This is a genomic window from Kocuria sp. KKT182, from assembly GCF_055635395.1.
On sequence record NZ_CM145757.1, the window covers coordinates 3,870,037 to 3,893,084 of the forward strand.

Consider the following 23,048-nt stretch of genomic DNA (forward strand, 5'->3'; position numbering starts at 1 on the left):
GTATTCAACCGGTCGTCGCAACAGTGTGCTGTTGAGCTGAGCGTAGCTGTTCCTTGAAGACCTCCGCGGGGGTGCGCCAGTCGAGGATTCCTCGGGGCCTGTTGTTGATGGCGTGCGCCACGGCGGCGATGTCCTGGGCACTCCAGCGGGAGAGGTCTGTGCCTTTGGGCAGGTACTGGCGCAGCAGCCCGTTGAGGTGCTCGTTGGACCCGCGCTGCCAGGGGCTCTTGGCGTCGGCGAAGTAGACGGGCACTGCGGTCTGCTGCGTGAACAGCGCATGGGCGGAGAGCTCTTTGCCGCGGTCCCACGTCAGTGACCGGCGCAGCCTGTCCGGCAGCGGCGTGAATGCCGCAGCGAGGGCTTCTTTCATGGTCAGGGCGCCATAGCCGGCCAGTGCTGGGGCGTTCTTCTTCGGCGGGATCAGCCCATAGCCCTCCTGCCGTGGCAGGTGCACCAGCATGGCGTAGCGGGTGGTGCGCTCGATGAGGGTGGCCACCGCAGAGCGCTTGAGCCCGATGATGAGGTCCCCTTCCCAATGGCCGGCCACCTTGCGGTCCTCCACTTCCTCGGGCCGCTTCGAGAGCAAGGTCTCCTTGGTCACGTGCGCCCAGGTCTGCTGGCGGGTGCGCGCCCGGGGTACTCGCTTGGTCCGGCCTCGTCGCAGGCACCACGACAATCGTCGTTCCAGGCCGCCGCGGCCTTCGATGTAGAGCGCTTGGTAGATCGCCTCCGCACTGATCCGCATGGATTCGTCTTGTGGGAAGTCGATCGGCAGCCGTTTGGCGATCTGCTGCGGACTCCATCCGCTCACCCAGGCCCGGTCCCCGCGATGGGGCTTGTTCTTGCCGTCCCACACCGGCCCTGCCGGGCCCACGATCTCGCCCTCGTCAGTGGTGACGGCGCCGTTGAGCCGGTCCTGGACGTAGTCCCGTAGCCGGTCATGAGTCACCATTTTGGCGACCTTGGGCCGACGAGCCCGGCGTTCGGCATGCCACTGCGCGGTCGAGGCCTTGTACTCCAACCGGTAGGTGCGCGTGGAGGCGTTCCGGCGCAGCTCCCGCGAGACCGTCGAGGCGGATCGGTCCAGCCGGCGGGCGATCTCGCGTACGCCCGCACCTTGGGCGCGCCACAACGCGATGTCCTCACGTTCGGCCGAGGAGAGGTAACGCCCCGAGAGCATGGGGGCCAACTGCGGATTCACCCCGCCAGCATGCCGGAACCACCGGTGCGCCACCGGTTCTGAGACTCCCGCCTCCACGCCGGCCTCCGAGGTCTTGGCGCCTGCCGCGATCGCTGCCCAGAATCGCACCCGGTCCTCGCGCCGGCCGATCGTCGGCCGACCCGGGGAGAGGATCTGCCCCCGGTAGGCCTGCACCCGCTTCTGCTTCTCGATGACACCCATCGAACACCTCATCCTGTAGGTGTTGCGACGACCGGTTGAATACGCCTTGACTGCCCCTATCCGAGTGGACGATGCAGCCGACCACATTCCCGCGGCGCGCGACCGCGTTGTGCAGTGCCTGTACCGCCAGGCTGGACCTCATCCGCGAGTCGATGGAGTAGCCGACGATCCGTTCGGAGAAGACGTCCTTGACCGCGCACAGGTAGAGCTTGCCCTCGGCGGCTTGGATTCCAGTGGTCGTCGCAGCACCCTGGCTAATGGGGAGTTACGTCGATGGGTGCTTCGTCACCGCGGAAGCGGAATCGGCAGTACACGGCTGCGGAGAAGGTGGAGTTCTTCCGACGCTTGGATCGGGGCGGCACCATCCGGGCGGTCGCAGCCGAGCTGGGGTTGAGTCCGGACGTCTGCTACCGGTGGCGTCACGAGACGGGGACCTCCAGCGCCCGGGGGCGTTCACGGGTGTACTCGGCGAACGACAAGGCGGAGTTCTTCCGTCGGCTGGCGCTGAATCCGAACGTCTCAGCGGTGGCCCGAGAGCTCGGCTTCGTGCGGGTGACCTGCTACAGATGGGCCCATCAGGCGGGGATCTTCACCGGCAAGGACGTCACTGCCCAGCGTGAGGAGTTTCTGCGACTGCGCGCCGAGGGCCTCAGCCGAGCCCAGGCCGCCGCCCGCGTGGGCGTCGACAAACGCCGCGCCCAGGACTGGGACAAAGGCATCCGGCAGTTCTATGGCGGCCGGGTCTATCCCGACGGTCGGGTGGTGCGGTACGGGCAGGCCGGAATACTGGCGAACGTGAAGACACCGCGCACCGCGTACACGCGAGGGGTCCCGCACGACCTGCAACGGCTCGAGCGCCCGATCAGTAACCGGTATCTCAGCCTCGAAGAACGGGAGCAGATCCACGACCTACACGTGCGCGGGGACCCGATCCGGGCCATCGCCCGGGCCCTGGGGCGGGCGCCGTCGACGATCGGGCGGGAGCTGGTCCGCAACACCGCGACCGCGGTCGGGTACCTGCCCTACGCCGCGCACCGTCTGGCCGTGTCCCGTCGGCCGCGCCCGAGGCCGGGAAAGCTGCAGATTCCCGGGGTTTTGCGCGGCTACGTCGCCACGGGCCTGGGGCAGAAGTGGTCGCCGGAGCAGATCAGTCACCGTATGGTCGTCGACTTCCCGGCCGATCCCCAGATGCGGGTCTGCACGGAGACGATCTACCAAGCGATCTACGCCCCCGGGCGCACCGGACTGACACGTGCAGCGTCGCCGGTGCTGCGCTGCCGGCGTGCTGCCCGCAGGCCACGGCGTGACCCGGCCCGGCGCAGGAGCCGGTTCGTGGAGCCGATGGTCCCGATCACCGACCGCCCCGCCGAGGCCGAGGACCGCACCGTGCCCGGGCACTGGGAGGGCGATCTCATCCTCGGCACTCTCAGCAATTCCGCGATCGGCACCCTGGTGGAACGCACCACCCGCTACGTCACACTCGTGCACTTGGCCCACGACCACACCGCCGAGACCGTGCGGGACGGGCTCATCGCCGCAGTCAACCAATGGCCACCAGGAATGCGCCGTTCCCTGACCTGGGACCAAGGGGCGGAGATGTCCCACCACGCCAGCCTCCGCCGCGCCACTGGCATCGACGTGTTCTTCTGCGAGGCAGCCAGTCCCTGGCAACGCGGATCGAACGAGAACACGAACGGCTTGCTCAGGCAGTACTTCCCGAAGAGCACGGATCTCTCAGCGCACACCGCCGAGGACCTCCACGACGTCGCCCGACAGCTCAACACCCGCCCTCGGAAATCCCTCGCCTGGGCCACCCCAACCGAACGACTCCGTGCTCTACTGGAGCCCATCTGAACGGTAGGTGTTGCGACGACCGCTGGAATCCAAGCGGCTTTGTGCTCGGTGATGTCGGTCAGCCACAGCTGGTTCGGCCCGCCGACGGTGAAGTCGCGGGCGACCAGATCATCGTGCACGGGCGGGCCTGGCTTCTTCGCGTTCTTCTTCCCGAACGCCGACCACCAGCTGTCGTCCCGGCAGATCCGCCACGCGCTGCGCTCACACATCACCTCGCCGGCCTCTTTGGCCTCATCGACCAGGAAGCGGTAGCCGAACTCCGGGTCATCCCGGTGGGCGTCGAACAACGCGTTCGCCCGGTACGCCTCGGCCAGCTCGGCGTCGGTGACCGGGTCCGCCAGCCACCGGTAGTACGGCTGGCGGGAGAGCTTGACCACCCGGCACGTCACCGCGACGGGGATCCCGTCGGCGGCGAGCTCATTCACGAACCGGTTGTGCCTTTTCCCGGCAGGTTCGCCTGCGACAGGTAGGCCGCTGCCCGGCGCAGGACCTCGTTCTCCTGCTCGAGCAGGCGGATCCGCTTCTTCAGCTCACGGTTCTCGGCCGACTCGGCTCTGGTGGTACCGGGCTTCTCACCGTCCTCGACGTCGGCCTGGCGCATCCACTTCGAGAGCGTCATCTCGTGAATGCCGAAGTCCTTGGCGATCTGCGCGAGCGTCACACCGTCTTCGCGGGTGCGGGCCACGCCTACGACGTCGTCGCGGAACTCTTGGGGATAGGGAGCGGGCACAGCAACATCCTTCCAGGCCGCCCTGTGGGCAAGCCAGGTCAATGTGTCACCTATTCGTGCGGCAGGTCCGGCACTTCACAAATGAGCATGGGTAGCGGGGTGCGTGGGTACGTTCCGGAGCGCGTGTTGCGAGGTCTGGGTAGAGGTCGAGGCCTCCAGGATGGAGCGACCTAGCAACCTGGTCCATGAAGGCCTCGACGTGTCTCATGCTGGCTGCGCGCCCGCGTGCGCGCTTTTCGACCTGATCGACGTCCACGTGCTCGCCGTCGATCGTGGTCCGCGCTCGTTCACCCCGCCCATTGCCTACGCCACGGCCACCGGCAGCGCCCCGATGGTGGTCGGCTGGTCCATGACCATCAGCACCGGCCCATGCTTCGTGGTCAACTCCTCGAGGATGTCCCGCAGGGCCTCGTCGTTGGGCAGGGCCTTGTCGAACACCGTCTTCCAGGCCGAGGTGACGGCCACGGCGTGGTGGCCGGACTTGCCGACGTCGAGACCGACGAGCACCGCCGGATGTGGTTGCCCTGACATGACCGAGTCCCTTCTCATCCGCTGCTGCACGAGCATGCTGGCCGGCCGGATGGTGATCACGCTCGGCATCCACGTTACGAAGGCCCCGAACCAGCGGGTCCTGCCTCTATTAGAGGTTCCGCCGATAGGTCAGGGTCGTCGGGCGGGTCTGGTGTCCCAGCGGTGGCGGATCCATGTCTCTCGAAGGAGCCGTCGGGTGATGATGATGGCGTTGGCCAGGGCGATGAACGCCTCGATCACTCGGGTGCGTTTCTCGGTGCAGACGGCCAGTTTCTTGAAGCCGCGATTGTGCCAGGAGTTGGTCCGTTCCACGACCCAGCGGGCGGTGTTCTGGATCGGGGCGGGCACGCCCTTGACTGCGATCCTGGCTTCGCAGCCGAGCTCGGCGAGCAACCCCCGGGTGCCCTTCGAGTCGTAGCCGGCGTCCAGGTGCACCGTGATCCGCTGCGGGAGGTCGAAGCCGAACCGGGACAGCGTCTCCAACGTCGGGCGCAACGGCGGGGAATCGTGGCGATTGGCCGCAGCGACCACTGCTCCCAGGGGGATCCCGGCGCCGTCGACGAGCAGCGATCGTTTCGTGCCCTGTTTGCCCCGATCCACCGGTGACCGCCCGGCGGCCTCGCCCCCGCACGGGGCCTTGGTGATGCACCCGTCCACGGCCAAGGTCTCCAGCTGGAGCCCGACCATCTTCTCGTAGCCCTCCAGGCAGAACTGCTCCAGCTGGACGAAGGCTCCGGCGGTGATCCACTCGTCACGTCGGCGGCGGATCGTGGTGGCCGAACACGTCGTGTCGGCGATCTTCTCATAGGCGGCCCCGAGGACGAGGACCTGTACGAGCTTGTCGAACACCGCCCGGTCCGGGATGCGTGGCCGGTGGCAGCCCAGCGGATGCTCGTCCACGACAGGAGGGATCAGCACCTGGAACTGGTCCCAGATGGGCTCGATGATGCACGATGGAACAGCAGGCACGAGTGCTCCTGGTCAACACACTGATTCTCAACAAATCCGTGTCTACCAGGCCTCGTGCCTGTCTCATGCCATAGCCGTCCCACGCCTATCGGCGGAACCTCTTAGCGATCCGTGACCACCGGACCGGCCCTCGGTGACAACACCCCCCGGATCATCGACGACTGGGGGCAAGCGATCATGCCGAGGACCGACCGGCCAACACTCTTCCATCCTGCTGGACGGACGAGCTACGAAGAAGGTAACGGGGGCAACAATTCCAGAAACACCCACAACGGGACACTGCCCAGTTAAGGGCGCACGTGTTGCTTCGTCGGGGTGACCGAGATTGTCACCGATCCGCGGGTCCGCCTAATTCTGATATCAAGAATGTAATCATTTTTCAAGTATACATCTACGTTTATACGTGGGTGATCCGCGACATGCCTAAATGCTCGAGGCAAAATGGTCTGGCATATCTGATGGTTAGTATGCGCCTTCCTTGGCCACGACCGCTTTAAACGTGCGCCCCAGAATGAGCATGTCCTGCACCGGCGACCAGTTCTCCACGTAGTAGAGGTCCAGGCGTACCGACTGCTCCCAGTCAAGGTTGGACCTGCCCGACACCTGCCAGAGGCCGGTGATTCCGGGCTTCACGCGCAGTCGGCGGTGGACGTAGTCCTCGTACTGCTCCACCTCCGCGGGGAGCGGGGGGCGGGGGCCCACCAGGGACATCTCGCCCTTGAGGACGTTGAGGAACTGGGGCAGCTCGTCCAGGCTGTAGCGGCGCATCCACTTGCCGGGGGCGGTGACGCGGGGATCGTCCTTCATCTTGAACAGCAGGCCGGCGCCCTCGTTCTGCTCCTTGAGGCGCTGCAGCACCTGCTCGGCGTCGGTGCGCATGCTGCGGAACTTCAGCATTCTGAAGCGGGAGCCGTCCTGGCCGATGCGCTCCTGGGTGAAGAAGGCGGGGCCCCTGTCGTGCGCCTTGACGATCAGTGTCAGGGCGAGCAGAACGGGGGAAAGGATCAATAGGGCGGCTCCGGAGCCGAGGATGTCCATGAGTCGCTTGGTCATGGCGCGGCTGCGGCTCAGCTTGGGCGTGGCCACGTGGATGAGGGGGAGGCCCGCCACCTGCTGCATGTGGATCCGGGGGCCGGCGATGTCGGTGAGGCCGGTGTCCATGACCAGGCGGATGTGGGCGTCGGCGAGCTGCCAGCTGAGGTGGCGGATCTCCGTGGTGCCCAGGGGGACATTGGAGGAGAGGACGACGGTCTCGATGCCGCGCTCATGGCAGGCATCGACGATGCCCTCCACGGTGGGGCGCGCACCCGGGGCGAGCGCGTTGGGCGGGAGGCTCATGCGCTGCAGCTCCGCGGGTACGGGTTTGCGTGTCTCGGGGACGTAGATGGCAGCCGCGTCGAGCCCTGAGGTCGGGTGCTGGCGCAGGGACTTGATGAGGTCGCACGTGCCGGCCAGCCGGCCCACCACCATGGTCTTGGACAGTGCCTCGCCCTTGTAGCGGGCCTTGACCAGCCGGTCCCGCACGATGAAGCGGCCGAGGATCAGGAACCCCAGGCCGAGGGGGAGTGCCAGCAGGACGTAGCTGCGGGCCGTGGGGAGGTCGAAGCCGAAGGAGATGATCGCGATGGCGCCGAAGAGGATGAGGCTCGAGTGCACCACCTGCCGGGTCTCCTCCAGGCCGTGGCCGATGAGCCGGACGTCCCGGGCGCCGCGGGCGCCCAGGTGCATCCACCAGAACACAGCGAGAGCAGCGCCCACGATCCAGTAAGGGACAGAGATGTCTCCGCCGAGGTGCAGACCGGCGTTCTCCAGCTGGAAGCGGAGCAGATGCGCGCCGATGAGGGTGACGAGCAGGGCCAGGCCGTCGGCCCAGCGCATGCGGGTGAGGTAGGCGGAGCGCCAGCCGGAGCGGGACGCGGCGTCGCGAGCGGTGGTTCGTGTGCTGTTGAGCTGCGGACGCCGGTGGTCGTCCGCTCGGCTGATCTCGTTGACCTTGAGCATGGTGGTGCTCCCTCCCCGAAAAAGCACGCGGCCACCTGGGGTATCTCCTCCCAGCCCGTGGGAGAGACGGTGGACCGCGCGCTGCGTTGCACTTGTGGCCAGTTTAGTGGCGCAAATCGATGAAACCGGCTCTATGACGAAGGATGTTTGCGTCTGCACTCGTCTGTGCCGAGAACTCGCGGGACGGCGTCGTGCCTAGTGGTGACGGGGGTCACGTCGTCGGGCGGGGAAGTCGACCCGACGGTGACGGTGCCTTTTTCTGTCCCCCACTCGGGGGACCGCGGCGTGGTGGTGCCGGCCGCTCAGGCGGCGCGTGCCTCCGGCGCGGTGTGGCCGGCGGTGCGGAGGTGCTCGGCCTTGAGGCGGCGGAGGTTCAGGGCCAGGCAGCTGGGGGCGTAGGCCGGGCGGATCACCACGGGGGTGCCCTCGTGGCCGTGGGTAGTAAGGATCTCGCCCAGGGCGGCCTCGTGGCGCTCGAGAACCACGTGCCCGAAGTAGTGGTCGTTGAACAGGTCGGCCAGTTCCAGGGCGTAGGCCCAGGTGGGGGTGCCGACGTCCATGGACGCCTTCGGGCAGTCCCAGTCGCTCGGGGTGCCGGCGGTGCGCAGCTGGGTGCGCAGCACGCGGTCGAGGGCCTCGGGGGTGAAGGCCAGGGTGAGCTCGGCGACGTCCTCGACGATGTCGAGCTCCATGAGGGTGAGACCCGCCGGGGAGCAGGACTCCAGGTAGTGCTGGATGTCAGTGGCAAGGGGGGAGGTGCGCATCGGATTCTCTCTTGTCCGTCGAGGGGTACGGATCTTCGGGTCCTCCGAGCGTATCGGGGCAACGGCCCTAGTGGGGGGCGCATCTTGTCCCCACATGGTCCCCATCGGACCGGACAAAAGTCTATTGTCAGGCCCTTGTTCCTATGCGGGAAGTGGTTTTGTGTGGACCATTGTCCAGGCGGTGTTTCTGGAGTGTGTCGGGAGCCACACACGCCGCCTGTTTGCCGGACCAAGGCTTCGGCCTGATCTGGTGCACGCCATCGGGGGAATGCTCGCCGAGGACTGCGTACTCGAGGACCAGGAGGTGCGCCGGGTGGCGGCGGGGCCCGGGTGATGCGGTGGAGTTCTGTACGCGCCTACGCGACGAAGATGCAGAACGGGTGCCCGGCGGGATCAGCGAACACGTACAGCGGTTCGTCCGGGTCGTCCGAGCGATCGAGCAGCTGCTCGGCGCCCAGCTCGAGGGCCCGTTCCCGCTGGAGCTCGAGCGCTGCCGAGTCCGGGACGGTCAGGTCCAGGTGCAACTGCTGCGCGACGCCCGAAGCGTCGGGCCACGTCACCCGGGGTAGGACGGGGACGGCCTGGAATGCCAGTTGCCGTGCACCGTCCGCGTTCGTGAGGACCAGCCAGTCGTGATCGTCCGCAGCACCGTCCGCCGGCGGCTCGTCCCCGGGCCGGTAGCGCAGGCCCAGCAGCTTCCGATAGAACTCCGCCAGCCCCCGGACGTCCGTCGCGTCCAGCACGGTGGTCTGCAACTGCGGATAATCGCTCATCCGTCGTCCCTTTCGCTCGTTCCCACCTCCCACCGTAGGCAAGGGGCGACTCTTATGAGGCCGTGGACGGGGTGGAGCAGGGGCCTCCCGCCCGAGCATTACCCGGCCTCTGCTCCAGGTCCGCATCCGCCAGCCTTATGAAGGGAGAGCACCCCACCCGCGCAACGAGTGGGGTGCTCCTCCTTCTCATGAGGGGAACGCCCTGGTTGCCCCCGTCGTCCTGGTCTCAGTGCTTCCAAGCGTGAGCGTGGTGGTCCTTCTTGTCCTTCTCCTCGTCCTCGTCAGCCTTCTCGTCCTTCTTCTCATCCTCCTCATCCTCCTCATCCTCCTCATCCTCCTCATCCTCCTCGTCGTCGTCGGCCTTGTCGTCGTACTCCCACGTGTACTCGTGGTGGTACTTCTCGTCCTCGTCCTTGTCGCCGTTCTCGTTCTCGTCGTGGAACCAGTGCTTGCCGTCGTACTGCCAGACGTGCTCGTGGTGGTACTTCTCGTCGTCGTCCTTGTCGCCGTTCTCGTTCTCGTCGTGGAACCAGTTCTTGACGTCGTACTCGTCGTCGTCCTTCTCGTCGTCCTTTTCGTCCTTCTCTTGGTCATCACTGGATTTGTCTTCGTAATCACCCTTAGACTCGTGGTCATAGTCCCCGCCCGCGAATGCGGGAGTACTCAGTGAGCCACCGAGGAGGGCGGCCGCGATGGCCGCACCGGCGAGAGTCTTGTACAGATCGTTCATGGTGTCCCCTAAAAAGGGCATGACGAAGAAGTCGCCATGCGCGCGAAAGAGAATTTGTCCAGGCCTGTGAAACAGACCTTCCCTGAGAACCGGGTGACACCACCGTAGAAGGGGATTTGCGCGGGGTTCAAGAGTCCGACTAGGGCAAACGGCAATATGGCACTGTTTCTTTGTGACCTCTTCCTCCCCGGACGGGGTGGCCTGGGCGGGTCAATGGGACGGCCTGCACCCTGAGGCGCCTGCTGGTTAGTGACCGGTAAGTCACCCGTATTCCTGCACGTCATCACTGGGTTGCGGCCAGCTGGAGCCATGGCTGACCCACCGGAGCCGACCCTTCTCGGTGGTGTGACAGGCGGGCTCCATGGATCCACTGAGGACCCCTTCGACCATCAGCACTATGACGGTTCGCCGCTCTTTGTGACAGCGCCACTGGGTCCACCCGCGTTCCCAGAAGTACTGATCCATGGGTCTCCAGACCGCACGCCCGCGCAGGGCGCTGAAGGCACGGGAAGCTGGCAGGTGCGGGACACGCCCCTGTTACTCAGCTCACGGAGGCTGGGAGAGGGCAGGTGCCTCCGCCGGTCCACGCAGCGTCCCGGAAGGAACCCCACGATGACCGTGACCCTCAGCATCCTCACCGCTTCCACTCCCGCCGGGGCGGTGGAGTGGGCCCGACTGTTCTCCTACCAGCTGCCCTCCGGCCACGACCCGGGTCTCGTGGCCGTGCTGGAGTCCATGACCGAGGGCCGGCGCGTCCCCGGACACACCTACGTGTGGGCGGACTACCGGGTCCCGGTCGAGCTGGTCCCCGCCTGCCTGCTGGACACCGAGCACGAGGCGGAGATCAGCCACGGACGGATCACCGGGTTCCACGGCGTGGATCTCGTGTCCGTGGTGGCCGACCACGAGGTGGGCCGAGCGGCGCTGCTCGAGCCGGAGGATCCTGGTGCGGCCGACGGGGCCTTGATTCCAGCCGCCTGAGCGGCCCGATGGAGGCCCCGACGCGCTAGCATTTGCGATGGTCACCTACCCCCGGGGTGGCGCCCCCGCCGTCGGAAGAGCCCCGCCGTGGACCCCCTCGCAGCCCACCCCTCACCGGTCCCGTGGCAGTTCCACGACCTGTCCCTGCGCGGGCGGGTGGTGGTGAGCCAGCTGCCGCAGGCCGTTACCACGTTCCTGCTCTTCCTGGTCCTGGCGGTCGTCCAGGCACCCCTGCTGGCCGACCCCCTGGTGCGGTGGGCCGGCGGACTGACCCTCGCCCTGACGCTGGCGTGCGCCCTGGTTCCCTGGGACCGGCTGCCCTACCGGTCCTACCTGGTGATCCCGGTGCTGGACTTCGTGCCGATCGGTCTCCTGTTCGAGGGCCTGTTCCCGCAGGTCCTCGGCGTGCCGTTCCTGGCGGCCCTGCCGGTGCTCTGGCTGGTGGCCTCCGCCCAGCTGCCTCGGGCGGCCGCCCCGCTGGGGGCGCTGCTGACCGTGGCGATGCTGTGGGTGCCGCTGCTGCTGCGCCCCGGGCCGGTCACACTCACGGCCCTGGGCAGTCCCTTGCTGATCCCATTGATGATGCTGGCCATCGGCACCATGGCCCAGATACTGACCAACAGCACCGAGGCCAAGGATGCGCAGCTGCGCCACCTGCTGGCCGCCGGCGCCCGCCGGGAGCGCCTGCTCAGCACCGTGCTGGACTCGGTGGACGTCGGGGTGCTGGCCCTGGACGAGGCCGGCCGGCCGCTGCTCACCAACAACGGGCACCTGCACGCCCACGCCCAGCAGCGCCTGGCGCGCACGTCGTCGTCCTCGGCGCTTCCGATCCTGTACGACGGGGCGGGCGCTCCCTTGTCCTCGACGGCCCGGCCGATCGCCCGTGCGGTGGCGGGGGAGTCCTTCTCCGCGGACCTGGTGCGGGTGGGGGAGCCGCCCGCCCAGCAGGTGCTGTCCGTGACCGCCCGCGTCATGCGCGACGAGCACGGGCAGGCGGAGGGATCCGTGCTGTCCTTCAGCGACGTCACCGAGCTCGTGGACGCCCTGCAGGCCAAGGACGAGTTCGTGGCCGGCATCTCCCACGAGCTGCGCACCCCGCTGACGTCCATCCGCGGCTACACCGAGCTGCTGGCCATGGACGACCGGCTGCCCGACTCCGCGCAGACCGGTCTGGAGGTGATCGAGCGCAACGCCGACCAGCTGCTGAGTCTGGTCGACGACCTCCTGAACTCCCACCGGGACGCCGCCGACCTGCACGTCGTGCCCGCGGACCTTGTGGCGCTGCTCGAGCAGTCCGCCGAGGCCGCCCAGCCCCACGCCGATCGGGCCGGGGTCACCGTGAAGGCCTGGGCGCCGGACACCCTGGTGGTCGACTGCGACCCCGTGCGCATGCGCCAGGTCCTGGACAACCTCATCTCCAACGCCATCAAGTATTCGCCCGCCAACAGCACGGTGTTCGTGCTGGGCACCCAATCGGGCGACTCCGCCCAGGTGCAGGTCATCGACCACGGCCACGGCATGTCCCCGGAGGACGTCCGCCGGGTGTTCGAGAAGTTCTACCGCGGCGCCACGGCCCGGATGAGCACCACCCCGGGCCTGGGCATCGGGCTTGCCCTGAGCAAGGCCATCATCGAGCAGCACCGCGGCACCCTGACCTGCCACAGCACCCTGGGCGAGGGCACCGTCTTCACTCTGGCGCTGCCGATGACCTCACCTCAGGACGTGGCCCCGGCTGCCGAGATCGGGCGAGGCGGCGCCGACCGCAGTGCCGCCGCCGGAGCGTGAGCGCCGGACCCGGCTGAGACCCCGCGCGCAGAAAGGTCCCGCCGGGGTTCCGGCGGGACCTTTCTCGGGTGTGACCGATGGATCAGTACTTGTTGTCGACGTACTGGACCTTGTACCAGCTGTTGTGCTTCTTGTACTGGCAGACCTTGTACCAGTGCTTCACATCGTTCTTCTCGACGTACTGGGCGTGCTTGTGCGCCCAGTCGTACTTGACGTGGCACTTGTCGGCAGCGTACTTGGCGGCCCAGTCGTGGTGGCTGTGCTTGTAGTGCTCCACGGCGTGCCACTTCTTGTACTGGTGGTCGTACTTCCAGTGGCTGACCTGGATGTACTCGTCATGCTTCTCGTACTTCTGGTCGGCCTTTTGGTCGGCGAGCGGCAGACTGGCCGTGGCGCCGACGGATGTGGCTTCCGAAACCTCTGCCGATGCCGAAGCCGGTGCGACGAACGCTCCTGTCATGAGCGCGCCGGCCATCATGGCGGCGGCGATCCTCCCGCGCAGATTTTTCATTTTTCCCCCCGATGAGTGGACACTATCGAGCCTACGCCGCTGGTCAGAGGGCACTTCGGAGGTGCGGTCAAGATCGGGCACCAGGTGCGTCACGAGTCGAAAATACCGAGACGTATGCGGTTCGATTGATGTCCTAGGTGTTGTGGGGCATGAGGTTCTTGGCGCGGGTGCGTCGATGAGTTGAGGAACGGGCTCCTCGTCACAGGATGGAAGTTCCTACACCGTCCGTCCGCGCGAGAGAGCCCGTTCATGACCCACGTTAATGCACCTCTGACCCCGACCGGCCGGCTGCGCATGGTGTTGCGCCACCTCGACGACGGGATCCCCAAGGCCCACGTGGCCGCGGAGTTCCGGGTCTCCCGGCCGACCGTGGCCACTTGGGTGGCCCGCTACCTCGAGGCCGGGGAAGCAGGGCTGATCGACCGTTCCTCTGCTCCGCACGAGAGCCGTACGCTCACCCCGGCGGCGGTCGTCGACCTTATCGAGGCGCTCCGTCGGGGCCGCAAGTGGTCGGCGCGGCGCATCCACCGTCACCTGGTCGACCGCGCCGTCCAGATCAGTCTGCGCACCGTCGGCCGTTGGCTGCATCGACTCGGGATCTCCCGGCTGCGCGACCTTACCCCCGCAGGTGAGAACTCCCGCAGGACCCCGGGACGGATCCGCGCCGCCTGGCCCGGACACATGGTCCATCTGGATGTGAAGAAGGTCGGCAAGATCCCTGACGGCGGCGGCTGGCGGGCCCATGGCCGCGGGTCCAGCGCCGCGAAGCAGTCCAAGCGCGGGCCCGGGGCGAAGGTCGGCTACACCTACCTGCACTCGGCCGTGGACGGGTTCTCCCGGCTGGCTTACACCGAGGCCCTCGCCGACGAGAAGGCCACGACCACGATCGGGTTCTTCTGCCGGGCGCGAGCCTTTTTCGCCGCCCACGGCATCACCCGTCTGCACCGGGTGGTCACGGACAACGGCGCCAACTACCGGGCCCGGGACTTCACCCGTTGCGTGGAAGCCTTGGCCGGCCGGCACCAGCGCATCAAGCCCTACACGCCACGGCACAACGGCAAGGTCGAGCGGTACAACCGGCTGCTGGCCGACGAGGTGCTCTACGTCCGCCCCTACGCCAGCGAGCAGGCCCGCCGGGACGCGATCGGGGTGTGGGTGAACCACTTCAACTACCATCGACCCCATACCGCCTGCGGCGATCAGCCCCCGGCCTCACGCGTCCCGGCCCGCGCCAATAACGTCATGCCCTCCTACACCTAGGCCGTGCGAGCCGGCCGCCCCGTCGGAGGCGCAGCCTCCTCGACTGCCTGAGGAGCACATGACCCCCGCGCAGCTCATCTCCGGGATGGTGGTGGCCACCGCGGTCACTGCCGCCCTCGGCACGGAAGGGTGCCGTCGGTGTGGACCGAGCGCCACGATGGCGGAGAGTCCGCCTGTCGGGGCCGAAGATCCAGAGAGCTGGATCGCGGGGACCTGACGCTGCGCTGCCGGAGGCCTCTCACAGCAGACTCCTGCGGGGGTCAGAGTCCGTCACGTGGACCGTCCCCTGCCTGAAGCCGGATAACCTGAGTGCCAGCAGCGCGTCCAGCAGGCCGTGTCTGTTCTGATCGTTGCTCGTGCCGGTTAGGGGACATCGGTGGCGGCAACGTCCTCCTGTGCGGGGTCGGCGGCACCTGACGAAGTCGGCATGTGCGCGTGGGCCACGGGGTCAACAGTACCGCTCGTCCTGCCATCAGTCTGAGGAAGTACATGGCCACTGTCACGATGACCCCGCCGAGCTCACCGACCTCGCAGAAATCAGGGTTTCGAAGCGACATCCAAGGGTTGCGTGCGATCGCCGTTCTCCTCGTGCTCGCGTATCACTCGGGGTTGGAAGTCTTCAGCGGCGGATATGTCGGCGTTGACGTGTTCTTCGTCATCTCCGGTTTCCTGATCACCACGCATCTTCTGGAGACGCTCCAACGCCACGGGACCGTCGATCTGACCAGCTTCTATGCGCGGAGGGCCCGGAGAATCCTGCCGGCCGCCTTCACCGTGCTGGTCCTCAGCCTTGTGGCCGCCCTGATCTGGATGCCGCCGCTACAGCTGGAATCAGTCTTCCGGGGAGCGATGGCGACAGCTCTCTACGTGCCGAACATGCTCTTCGGTCTGCAAGGCAACAACTATCTGGACGAGGGTACGACATCTCTCTTTCAGCACTACTGGTCACTGGGTGTCGAGGAGCAGTTCTATCTCGTCTGGCCGGCTCTCCTGCTGATCGCGTACCGGCTGTGCCGGAAGTCGGAGCGGGCGCTGTTCTGCGTGGTCGCAGCGCTGGTCGCGATGTCCTTCGCCGCATGTCTCATCGTGATGCCGGTGTCCCAGCCTTTGGCCTTCTTCTCTCTCCCCACTCGGGCGTGGGAACTCGGCATCGGGGGACTGGTCGCTTTTCTGCTGCGCTCGGGTACCGGACGGCTGGGGGATCCTCTCTGGGGTGTGCTCGCCTGGCTCGGCGCGGTCACCCTCGTGCTGGTCGCGGTGGTGTACGACGCGGAGACCCCGTTCCCTGGCTACCACGCCGCGGTGCCGGTGTTGGCAACGGCCCTGGTGATCATCGGAGGGATGTCGGGGCGGCACAATCCATCCCGGCTGCTCAGCGTGCGACCGTTGCAGTTCATCGGCGTCATCTCCTACTCGCTGTACCTGGTGCACTGGCCCCTGCAGGTGCTTCCCCAGGCGGCCGCCGGGAACACCGATCCCCTTCCCGTGTGGGCAACGGTGCTGCTCGGGGTGCTCAGCGTGCCCCTGGCGTACGGGCTCTATCGCTTCGTCGAGGACCCGTTCCGGCGTCCACGGCGCCTCACCGGCACCACCCACGCGCGCGCTCTCGTCCTGCTCCTGGGCACCTCCGGATTGATCGTGGCCCTGACGTTCGCCACGATGCTCGTGACCCAGCGGCTGCCCTTGGACGCAGGTCACCCGGCGGCAGTCACGGCGGCGACGACCTCTCCGGTGGGAACCGAATTCGTGCCCTCCAATCTCACTCCGGCACTCCGGGACGCAGCCGGCGACAACCCGGCGATCTACGACAACGGGTGCCTCCGCGGGTTCATCTCCACCGACGCGTCCCCGTGCCGGTACGGGGACAACGACGACGCTCCCGCCGTCGTCCTGTTCGGGGACAGTCATGCCGCCTCCTGGTTCCCCGGACTGCATTCACTGGCCGACGGAGGACACATTCGGCTGGAGGTCAACACGAAGAGCTCGTGCCCCTCCGTGGACGTGCCCGTGCTGCGCAACAGCTTGGCCTTCGCCGCCTGTGACGAGTGGCGAGATGGTGTCCTCGAGCGAATCGACCAGGACCGGCCGGACGTGGTCCTGTTGGCCAACTATCGGGTCAGCCCACTGGCGGGAGGCAACGACAACTTTGCCGACCGGTGGGAGGCGGGGCTGACCTCCACGATCGCGGCCATGCCCGAGGACAGCGCGGTCGGTGTCCTCACCGATGTCCCGGACATGCAGGCAAACCCGTCGATCTGTCTCTCCCATCGGCTTCACGAGGCCACCGCGTGCGACCGGCCACGTACGGACGTCCTCGACGAGTCCGTCTCGGCCGCGGAGAGGAGCGCAGCACAGGCCGCCGGCGCCGAGGTCCTGGACATGAACCGGTACCTGTGTGGAAAAGTGACCTGCCCGACGATCATCGGCAACGAACTCGTCTACCGGGATGCCCACCACTTGACGGCCACGTTCAGTGCCTCACTGGCGGAACCGCTGAGAGCAGCTCTCGCGCCTCTGCTGAAGTGACCGCTGTCGCACGTAGGTGTAGATGTGGGTCTCGGCCGTGCTGTCAGCCGTTCCAGCTCTCGAGCACCCGCATCTCCTTCCAGGGCACCTTCGGCATGCCGTAGTAGTCCCAGGCGAATCCGGCCTCCTCGTAGACACGGCCCGGGGAGGCCGGGGTGGCATCAGGCGCGAGTTCGAAGCTGATGCTGAGCGAGGTGTCGGCCCGGTCGATGAGATAGGCCCCATGCGTCTGCAAGGCTTTGGCCACAGCCACTTCGCCCGGCGTGATCCCGGGAATGCCCTCCACGTCGATTTCGGGGTCGAGCTGCAACCGAGCCCCTTCGGGGATGCAGTCGGAGCGGGAGGAGTTCCCATCGGTCTTCAGCGCAGGCGCGCGGTAGACGTCCTTGCAGACGTTGTCGCTCTGCATGACCAGAGCGTGATCGATCACTCCGGCCTCGATCTCGTCGACTCGGACCACTCCACCGATGCGAGATGCTCCGGCTCCGGTGCTGCTGCCGCCCCATCCCGACCCTGACATGGAGTTCTCTGCGCCCCAGGTGGTCGTCCATTCCCCGTCCGGCGTCTGGCGGGCCTGCCAGTACTCGCTGACGGTGTTAGTGCTGAGATCCATCACGGTCATCACGCCGTCGCTGCCCCGGTTCGGAGCTGCACCGGACGGGATCGGCATCGGCTGGACCCAGAAGGGGCACGCGCCCCATGAGGACGGCCCAGCGCAGTCCACCGGGTGCCTGGGCGTCAGCGCGGTCGCGGAGTAGATGGGGATGCCGTACTCGAAGAGATTGGCATGCACCATCCCGGTCCTGGTGGCGCGGGAGATCATGGCACCACTGCTCGGGTCTACGGCTGGGTCGTCCACGATCGGGACGTTGAAGGGGCTCGTACTGGAGAACGGCCGGGACGAGGCGGGCGAGGTGGCCAGCTGTTCGGGGTCCTGTGCAGAACGGGAGGACTCGGGGGCAAGACCAAGGGTCACTGCGGCAACGATGGCAACCGTGCCGACTTTCGTGGTGCGTCTGCTGAGTCCCGCGATGCTGCGCGGCGGAGAAGTCATGTTCATTTGAGGATAGCCCTTCCTCGGTGACCGGCCGAGAGCCTGTGATCCGATGCGCTCATCGGACCGCAGGTGTGCCGCGTCGTCCGCCCACAATGTCCCTGAAAGGGATATCACGCCTCCGCGCCGGAACGAGGGCCGACGCGCGCGAGGCCGGTGATCTCACCCCTGAGCCGGGCGGTCGCCGCCCGCCGGCGAAGGATCACGATGAGGAGCGGGAGCAGGAAGACCACAGTGAGCGGCACGGCGGCCCACAGACGGTAGGAAGAGCTGGGAACCGTCATACCGGCCTCGCCGGTCAGCTGGTAACCCGAGGCCAGGTCGGAGACTTCCGACTGGGAGAGCGCCACCGCGGCCGCACCCAGGTCCGCCGCCGCCAGTTCGTCGTCGGCAGTGACCGTCACGACGACGGACCCCCCGAGTCGGGACTGCCGGATGTCGACGTCGACGTCTGCTGCGCCGAGGGTCCGCCCCGTGCGCTGTTCCAGGTCGCTCACGGAGACCGACCGATCGAGAGCCTCCGCCAGTGTCGGCACGATAAGACCTCTGCTGACGACATCGAGTTCATAGGCATCGGCCGCGTCGACCTGTCCGGAGGCGGGCACGATCGCCAAGGTCGAGGTCGTGGTGTGCCGCTCCGACCCGGTGGACAGCACGGCCACGAGGGCGGCCAATGCGACGGCGGAGAGCGCCATCAGGCTGCGAATCCGAGGTCGGGCGTCGACCCGGTCAGGGCCGGTAAATACGACGGGTGTGATGTCGAGATCGCGGCGAACCTGCAGATCCAGCGCCGCGGCAGCCGCGGCCATCAGCAGCAGCGCCCGGAAATCCGAGAGGTGAAGGAAGACGCTGGCTGCCAGCCAGCCGACGATTCCTCCAACGATGCCGATCGCGAGGTAACGGGCGTGGTCGTTGCCCGTGGCACGGGCGACCTTCTGCGCCCGCAGCGCCGCGAAGAGCACTGTTCCGAGAAAGACGGCCCACGCCAGCAGGAGCATGACGCCGCCGTCGGCGGCCTGCTCGAGGTAGAAGTTGTGTGCAGCGACGACGATCGTGACCGGCTCGTAGTAGTTCGCCAACCTGTCGTAGACCGGGAAGATCGTGCCGTAGCTCCCGATGCCGTGGCCCGTGAACGGGGCATCGAGGAACATGCGCCAGGCGTCGATCTGGAAGCGCTCGCGCTCCACCACCGACGGGTCGGCATTGGCACGCCCGCTGTTGCCGATGGCCGCCAGCGTGGCCAGCCGGCTTCCCACACCGGTCAGCGGGATCAGAATTGCCAGTACCAGCGGAAGACCGAACAGGGCCTTGCGGTAGAAGCCTCCGGCGAGGAGCGCCCAGACGACGAGGCCGATGAAGAGCGCGATGAATCCGCCGCGTGACTGGGTGAGATAGACGCCCACCAGCAGTGCGACAGAGCTGGACGCCCACAGCAGACGTGCGCGTGTGCCCCGGCACATGGCAAGCATGGACAGGCTGAGCGGCGTGAACAGGACGAGCAGCCGTGCCCAGAAGTTCACGTCCGCATGGGTGCCGGCGTGACGCGGCGTCAGCGCTCCGCCCTCTTGGGTCAGTGGCACCTGGCTGAGTCCCCCCAGGTCGCCGGCGTTGTGGAGTATGTACTCGTGGAAGATGGTCAGTGCTGCCAGGCCTGCCAGTACCAGGACTGTCGCCTGGAGCGCCGGACGCACTCCTGAAGTGGAGAGCATCAGGGCGTACACGACGACGAAGAACACCAGATTCCGGCTGTACTCCAGGAGCAACGACTGTGACGTCAACGGATCTGCTGCATCGAGAAACGTGAGGCAGAGGCCGCCGAACAGACCCATCAGGCCCAGCAGCACCGGTGACCACGTGAAGGCGAAGTTTCCCCGGCGAGCCATCACTCCGAGCGCGAGTACGGCGAGCGCAAGCTGCGGCACGTAAGGACTCACTCCTGCATGGTCCCGGATGACGGTGTTGATGTGGGACACATCCAAAGTGACCAGCACCAGGAGTGCGATGCGGGGATGGACCATGGCCAGTATCGAGCCCGCGAGCACGGCTGCGCCCATCGCGGCGAGGAGTACCGGAGTCATCGCACGCCTCCCCGCACATCCTCGGGTGACAAGCCCAGGACGTCGTCGTAGGCGGCCGATACGACCTCTGGGGCGAACCGCTCTGCCCAGCTCGTCTTCGCAGCCCGCGAGAGCGCTCGGTTGGCGTCGAGGCCGATGGTTTTCGAGAGCAGTGCCGCGAACTCGTCCGGAGATCGGGCGACGAGACATCCGTCGGTCCGTCCCACATCCAGTCCCAACACCCCGTGCGGAGTCGCCACCACAGGCAGTCCCCGGGACAGCGCCTCAAGGACCTTGATCTTCGTCCCGCTGCCTATCCGCAGTGGCGAGATCATGGCCGCCGAGTTCAGCAGCACGTCGTCGAGGTCATCGACCCATCCGAGCGGTCGCACATGGTGGCCCCATGCTGCCGCTTCGGGGACAAGAGCTTCCGAGCCGCGTCCGACCACCAGGAGCTCGAAGTCCGGAATGGCAGTCAGCACGGCATCGCGACAATGCGTGAGGAACCAGACCAGGCCGTCTCGATTGGGCGGGAAGTCGAGTCCGCCCAGGAAGACGAACCGCGATCCGCCGGTGAAGCTCCTCGGCTTGGGCGTTGGTGCCGGCAGCAGCGGCAGTACGGTCCGAATGCTGTCCGAACCGGTGCGCCGGGTCAGTTCTGCGGTCTCATCAGCGTTCACCAGGACCGTCGCATCGAATTCCCGGGGCGCCTGTTCCTCGGCTCGGGCTGTACGTTTCTCTTCGAACCGGAGCAGCGGACGGTAGGCGAGGGGATGTGCCGCGATCCGGGCAGCCGGACCGGGGAGCATCTTGCCGAACTCGCCGAGGGGGTTTCCCACGCGCGTGGGGTCCTGCTTGATCCGCTCCAGCATGCTGGCATACCGCTTGGAGAACAGGTCATCGGCGTACAGCACTCGCTTTCCCCGGGGCAGCTCCCGAGCGTACTGGCCCGTGCGCATGGTGTCCCAGATCTCCAGGTCCGCTTGGATCTCTCCCAACAATGTCCTCAGTCGCGCCAGCACGCGAGGAGACCACAAGGCAGCCTCCTGCAATGAGGACAGCGGCGGCACAGGCACCCGGCGGAGCACCGCGCGGACCTGCTCACTGGCACTCGGCTTCGGCACCACGTGGAGGTGGAAGGGAACGGCGGGGCGGGGTGTTCCGGTTCGACCGATGAGGATGACGTGCACGTGGTCCGCGCCCAACCGGGCGCAGAGGTGGTCCAGCAACCCGCCCATGACGACCTGCTTGCCGAAGGAGCGCGGCTCGGGCTCGGTGGCCGTGATCAGTACGGCCGAAGCGGCCGGTGCCCAAGGCGGGATGAACATGGTCGGTCCTCCTTCGAGGCGGTGGGCGGTCACGCCGGCTCCGGTGCGGCCTGGTCAGCATCGGTTCTGCGGCGCCTGGACCCGATGGCATCGAACGCGTCGGTGACGGCAGGGCGGGCGAACAGCAGGGACGCTCCGACCACCACGGCCCCGCAGACGGCAGAGACCAGAACCAGGCTCCCGAGCTCACCACTGGGCAGGAGGGCGCTGACGGAAAAGCCGGCGGTGGCCGTTGTCGCGGCGACCAACAGGCCCGGCAGCACGGCCATGAGCAGCGATCGAGCGGAGACCCCCGTCACTCGGACGACCATGATCATTCGCGCCGCGCAATAAAGGACGTTGAAGACCAGGTGCACGGCGGCCACTGCCACCAGGCCGTACTGGGTCGAGAACAGAAAGGCCACGGCCATCAGTGCGCTGGCGGGCAGGTCGAGCAGGATCAGGGTGCCCGGTCGTCCCATCGCCGAGAAGACGTCGCCGCTGGCCCAGGCAATGGCCATGACCCCCAGACTGACCGATATCAGCATCATCGGAACCACCGCGTCGGCCCACTGTTCGGAGAACAGCACCGGCACGGCGTCACGTGCGACGACCGCCAGCGCGACCCCGGCCGCAAGACCGTACAGACTCAGCAGCCGGATGGCACGCAGCATGGCGCGGAGCATGACCTCGTGGCCGACGGCGCGGGCCCGTGCGTACGTGGGCAGCGCCACCGCGGAGAAGATCCACAGCACGTTCTCGATGATCAGCTCGGGCAGCTTGTACGCCATGCCGTAGATGCCGAGGGCCGTGGTGCTGATCATCGCGCCGACCACCAGGTAGTCGAAGGCGCCGCGGAAGGATCCCAGGACCCGGATCACCGTGACCTGACCACCGAAGCTCAGCAACCCGGTGACGTCCTTTCGTCGCAGTCGCAAGGCGGGTGTGATGGGCACCAGCGACCAGAGCACGATCATCGCGACGAACTCGCTGACGAGAATGCCGGCGGCGATGCTGATCGGCCCACCGACGGTGAGGGCGAGCGGAATCGATACACCGACCCGGGTGGCAGCACGAAGCAGGTCGATCACGGTCCGGCGGCGGAACCGAAGATCGCGTTTGAGGACGGCGTCGTTGACCTGGCCGGCTCCCCGGAAGAGCGGGTACAGGAAGATCAGTGCGAACAGTCCAGCGTGCTCGCGCGAGTCGAAGAGGGCCGCGATGAAGGGCGACAACGCGACGCCGATCGCAGCGATGCCGACGGAGATGCCGACATTCAGGGTGAAGGCGGTCCGGGTCCGAAACGAGATGCCGCGTTCCTGGTTGGCGACCACGGAGGCTCCCACCCCGAGGTCCAGGGCCGCATCGAACATGGTGATGATGGTCAGCGCCGCCGTGACGAGACCGAAGTCCTCCGGGGTCAGCAGGCGAGCCAGCACCAGGGTCAGGAGAAGAATGATGAGCCGGTTGGAGCCCCAGGCGAGGGTGGTCCACAGGAATCCCCGCACAGAGGAGCGCGCGAGGTTGCGGGACGTGTCCGCGGGGGTCGTGCCGACCTTTGGGTCGACCCCGGGTTCAGGTGCTCCAGCGCCGGCGGGTTGAATGGCTACTCCTATGTCCCGTGGAATTCAGCCGAACATACAAAATCCATGCAAATAGATTCACTATCTACAGAAAGGTGGAACTGCATACATCGACGTCTGCTTTCCCCCGAAAGCGACACGGCCTGTCGTCTGGATCGACTGTAGGGACACGGGGAAGGGTGACCAAGTGTGACCGAGCTGTCCGTGGCCATGGGTGACCAAGTATGACC

Annotated in this window: 17 protein-coding genes and 3 pseudogenes; 6 read left to right on the forward strand and 14 right to left on the reverse strand. The window is 66.9% G+C overall.

Annotation, left to right across the window (positions count from 1 at the left end):
- Positions 1–4: 4 nt before the first annotated feature.
- Both ACZ2G1_RS17930 and ACZ2G1_RS17935 read right to left on the reverse strand, forming a co-directional pair.
- Positions 5–1,402 carry an IS30 family transposase gene (locus ACZ2G1_RS17930; RefSeq protein WP_470377261.1) on the reverse strand — a complete coding sequence of 466 codons (1,398 nt, stop codon included), beginning with the start codon at positions 1,400–1,402 and terminating at the stop codon, positions 5–7.
- 46 nt (positions 1,403–1,448) lie between these two features.
- A pseudogene (locus ACZ2G1_RS17935) lies at positions 1,449–1,622 on the reverse strand (DDE-type integrase/transposase/recombinase); the annotation flags it as partial.
- Positions 1,623–1,675: 53 nt separating this feature from the next.
- Here ACZ2G1_RS17935 and ACZ2G1_RS17940 point away from each other — a divergent pair.
- Positions 1,676–1,789, forward strand: a pseudogene (locus ACZ2G1_RS17940) (hypothetical protein); the annotation flags it as partial.
- A 240-nt stretch (positions 1,790–2,029) separates the two neighbouring features.
- Positions 2,030–3,256 (forward strand): IS30 family transposase, encoded by a 1,227-nt coding sequence (locus tag ACZ2G1_RS17945; protein WP_470377741.1) that lies wholly within the window; start codon positions 2,030–2,032, stop codon positions 3,254–3,256.
- 421 nt (positions 3,257–3,677) lie between these two features.
- On the opposite strand, the gene ACZ2G1_RS17950 is transcribed toward ACZ2G1_RS17945, so the two are convergent.
- The 7 genes and pseudogenes from ACZ2G1_RS17950 to ACZ2G1_RS17980 form a co-directional block, all read right to left on the reverse strand.
- A complete protein-coding gene (locus ACZ2G1_RS17950) occupies positions 3,678–3,986 on the reverse strand; it encodes a transposase (protein WP_470377262.1) in 309 nt (102 codons plus the stop codon).
- 306 nt (positions 3,987–4,292) lie between these two features.
- Positions 4,293–4,517, reverse strand: a pseudogene (locus tag ACZ2G1_RS17955) (IS110 family transposase); the annotation flags it as partial.
- A gap of 129 nt (positions 4,518–4,646) precedes the next feature.
- Positions 4,647–5,486 carry an IS5 family transposase gene (locus tag ACZ2G1_RS17960; RefSeq protein WP_470377263.1) on the reverse strand — a complete coding sequence of 280 codons (840 nt, stop codon included), beginning with the start codon at positions 5,484–5,486 and terminating at the stop codon, positions 4,647–4,649.
- A gap of 462 nt (positions 5,487–5,948) precedes the next feature.
- On the reverse strand, positions 5,949–7,487 hold the full coding sequence (locus ACZ2G1_RS17965) for a sugar transferase (RefSeq protein ID WP_470377264.1): 1,539 nt from the start codon (positions 7,485–7,487) through the stop codon (positions 5,949–5,951).
- A gap of 302 nt (positions 7,488–7,789) precedes the next feature.
- Entirely contained in the window at positions 7,790–8,251 is a 462-nt protein-coding gene (locus ACZ2G1_RS17970; RefSeq protein WP_470377265.1) for a hypothetical protein, read from the reverse strand.
- Positions 8,252–8,607: 356 nt separating this feature from the next.
- Entirely contained in the window at positions 8,608–9,024 is a 417-nt protein-coding gene (locus ACZ2G1_RS17975; RefSeq protein WP_470377266.1) for a VOC family protein, read from the reverse strand.
- Between the two features lie 226 nt (positions 9,025–9,250).
- Positions 9,251–9,754, reverse strand: coding sequence for a hypothetical protein (locus tag ACZ2G1_RS17980; RefSeq protein WP_470377267.1), 504 nt, complete (start codon positions 9,752–9,754; stop codon positions 9,251–9,253).
- Positions 9,755–10,366: 612 nt separating this feature from the next.
- Between ACZ2G1_RS17980 and ACZ2G1_RS17985 the strand changes: the two genes are divergently transcribed.
- Together ACZ2G1_RS17985 and ACZ2G1_RS17990 are read left to right on the forward strand one after the other, a co-directional pair.
- Positions 10,367–10,735, forward strand: a complete 369-nt coding sequence (locus tag ACZ2G1_RS17985; protein ID WP_470377268.1) for a hypothetical protein — start codon at positions 10,367–10,369, stop codon at positions 10,733–10,735.
- Between the two features lie 87 nt (positions 10,736–10,822).
- Positions 10,823–12,520 (forward strand): sensor histidine kinase, encoded by a 1,698-nt coding sequence (locus ACZ2G1_RS17990; RefSeq protein ID WP_470377269.1) that lies wholly within the window; start codon positions 10,823–10,825, stop codon positions 12,518–12,520.
- A gap of 82 nt (positions 12,521–12,602) precedes the next feature.
- Here the strand turns inward: ACZ2G1_RS17990 and ACZ2G1_RS17995 are convergent, their stop codons facing one another.
- The gene (locus ACZ2G1_RS17995; protein WP_470377270.1) at positions 12,603–13,124 is read right to left on the reverse strand and encodes a hypothetical protein; all 522 of its coding nucleotides are present in this window, start codon (positions 13,122–13,124) and stop codon (positions 12,603–12,605) included.
- 156 nt (positions 13,125–13,280) lie between these two features.
- Here ACZ2G1_RS17995 and ACZ2G1_RS18000 point away from each other — a divergent pair, with 156 nt between their 5' ends.
- Both ACZ2G1_RS18000 and ACZ2G1_RS18005 read left to right on the forward strand, forming a co-directional pair.
- Complete coding sequence (locus ACZ2G1_RS18000; RefSeq protein WP_272027982.1) at positions 13,281–14,291, forward strand: IS481 family transposase; 1,011 nt, start codon at positions 13,281–13,283, stop codon at positions 14,289–14,291.
- A 489-nt stretch (positions 14,292–14,780) separates the two neighbouring features.
- Positions 14,781–16,817, forward strand: coding sequence for an acyltransferase family protein (locus tag ACZ2G1_RS18005; protein ID WP_470377271.1), 2,037 nt, complete (start codon positions 14,781–14,783; stop codon positions 16,815–16,817).
- 43 nt (positions 16,818–16,860) lie between these two features.
- Here the strand turns inward: ACZ2G1_RS18005 and ACZ2G1_RS18010 are convergent, their stop codons facing one another.
- The 4 genes from ACZ2G1_RS18010 to ACZ2G1_RS18025 all read right to left on the reverse strand — a co-directional run bounded on the left by ACZ2G1_RS18010 (position 16,861) and on the right by ACZ2G1_RS18025 (position 22,743).
- The gene (locus tag ACZ2G1_RS18010) at positions 16,861–17,877 is read right to left on the reverse strand and encodes a hypothetical protein (protein ID WP_470377272.1); all 1,017 of its coding nucleotides are present in this window, start codon (positions 17,875–17,877) and stop codon (positions 16,861–16,863) included.
- Positions 17,878–17,984: 107 nt separating this feature from the next.
- The gene (locus ACZ2G1_RS18015; RefSeq protein WP_470377273.1) at positions 17,985–19,949 is read right to left on the reverse strand and encodes an O-antigen ligase family protein; all 1,965 of its coding nucleotides are present in this window, start codon (positions 19,947–19,949) and stop codon (positions 17,985–17,987) included.
- On the reverse strand, positions 19,946–21,256 hold the full coding sequence (locus tag ACZ2G1_RS18020; protein ID WP_470377274.1) for a glycosyltransferase: 1,311 nt from the start codon (positions 21,254–21,256) through the stop codon (positions 19,946–19,948). The genes ACZ2G1_RS18015 and ACZ2G1_RS18020 overlap by 4 nt, the downstream gene beginning before the upstream one ends.
- Positions 21,257–21,285: 29 nt before the next feature.
- Positions 21,286–22,743, reverse strand: coding sequence for an oligosaccharide flippase family protein (locus tag ACZ2G1_RS18025; RefSeq protein WP_470377275.1), 1,458 nt, complete (start codon positions 22,741–22,743; stop codon positions 21,286–21,288).
- Between the last annotated feature and the right edge of the window lie 305 nt (positions 22,744–23,048).

Coding starts and splice junctions, on each gene's coding strand:
- ACZ2G1_RS17930 (WP_470377261.1), bottom strand. CDS start 1,402: ATGGGTGTCATCGAGAAGCAGAAGCGGGTGCAGGCCTACCGGGGGCAG.
- ACZ2G1_RS17965 (WP_470377264.1), bottom strand. CDS start 7,487: ATGCTCAAGGTCAACGAGATCAGCCGAGCGGACGACCACCGGCGTCCG.
- ACZ2G1_RS17970 (WP_470377265.1), bottom strand. CDS start 8,251: ATGCGCACCTCCCCCCTTGCCACTGACATCCAGCACTACCTGGAGTCC.
- ACZ2G1_RS17975 (WP_470377266.1), bottom strand. CDS start 9,024: ATGAGCGATTATCCGCAGTTGCAGACCACCGTGCTGGACGCGACGGAC.
- ACZ2G1_RS17980 (WP_470377267.1), bottom strand. CDS start 9,754: ATGAACGATCTGTACAAGACTCTCGCCGGTGCGGCCATCGCGGCCGCC.
- ACZ2G1_RS17985 (WP_470377268.1), top strand. CDS start 10,367: ATGACCGTGACCCTCAGCATCCTCACCGCTTCCACTCCCGCCGGGGCG.
- ACZ2G1_RS18000 (WP_272027982.1), top strand. CDS start 13,281: ATGACCCACGTTAATGCACCTCTGACCCCGACCGGCCGGCTGCGCATG.
- ACZ2G1_RS18005 (WP_470377271.1), top strand. CDS start 14,781: ATGGCCACTGTCACGATGACCCCGCCGAGCTCACCGACCTCGCAGAAA.
- ACZ2G1_RS18010 (WP_470377272.1), bottom strand. CDS start 17,877: ATGAACATGACTTCTCCGCCGCGCAGCATCGCGGGACTCAGCAGACGC.
- ACZ2G1_RS18015 (WP_470377273.1), bottom strand. CDS start 19,949: ATGACTCCGGTACTCCTCGCCGCGATGGGCGCAGCCGTGCTCGCGGGC.
- ACZ2G1_RS18020 (WP_470377274.1), bottom strand. CDS start 21,256: ATGTTCATCCCGCCTTGGGCACCGGCCGCTTCGGCCGTACTGATCACG.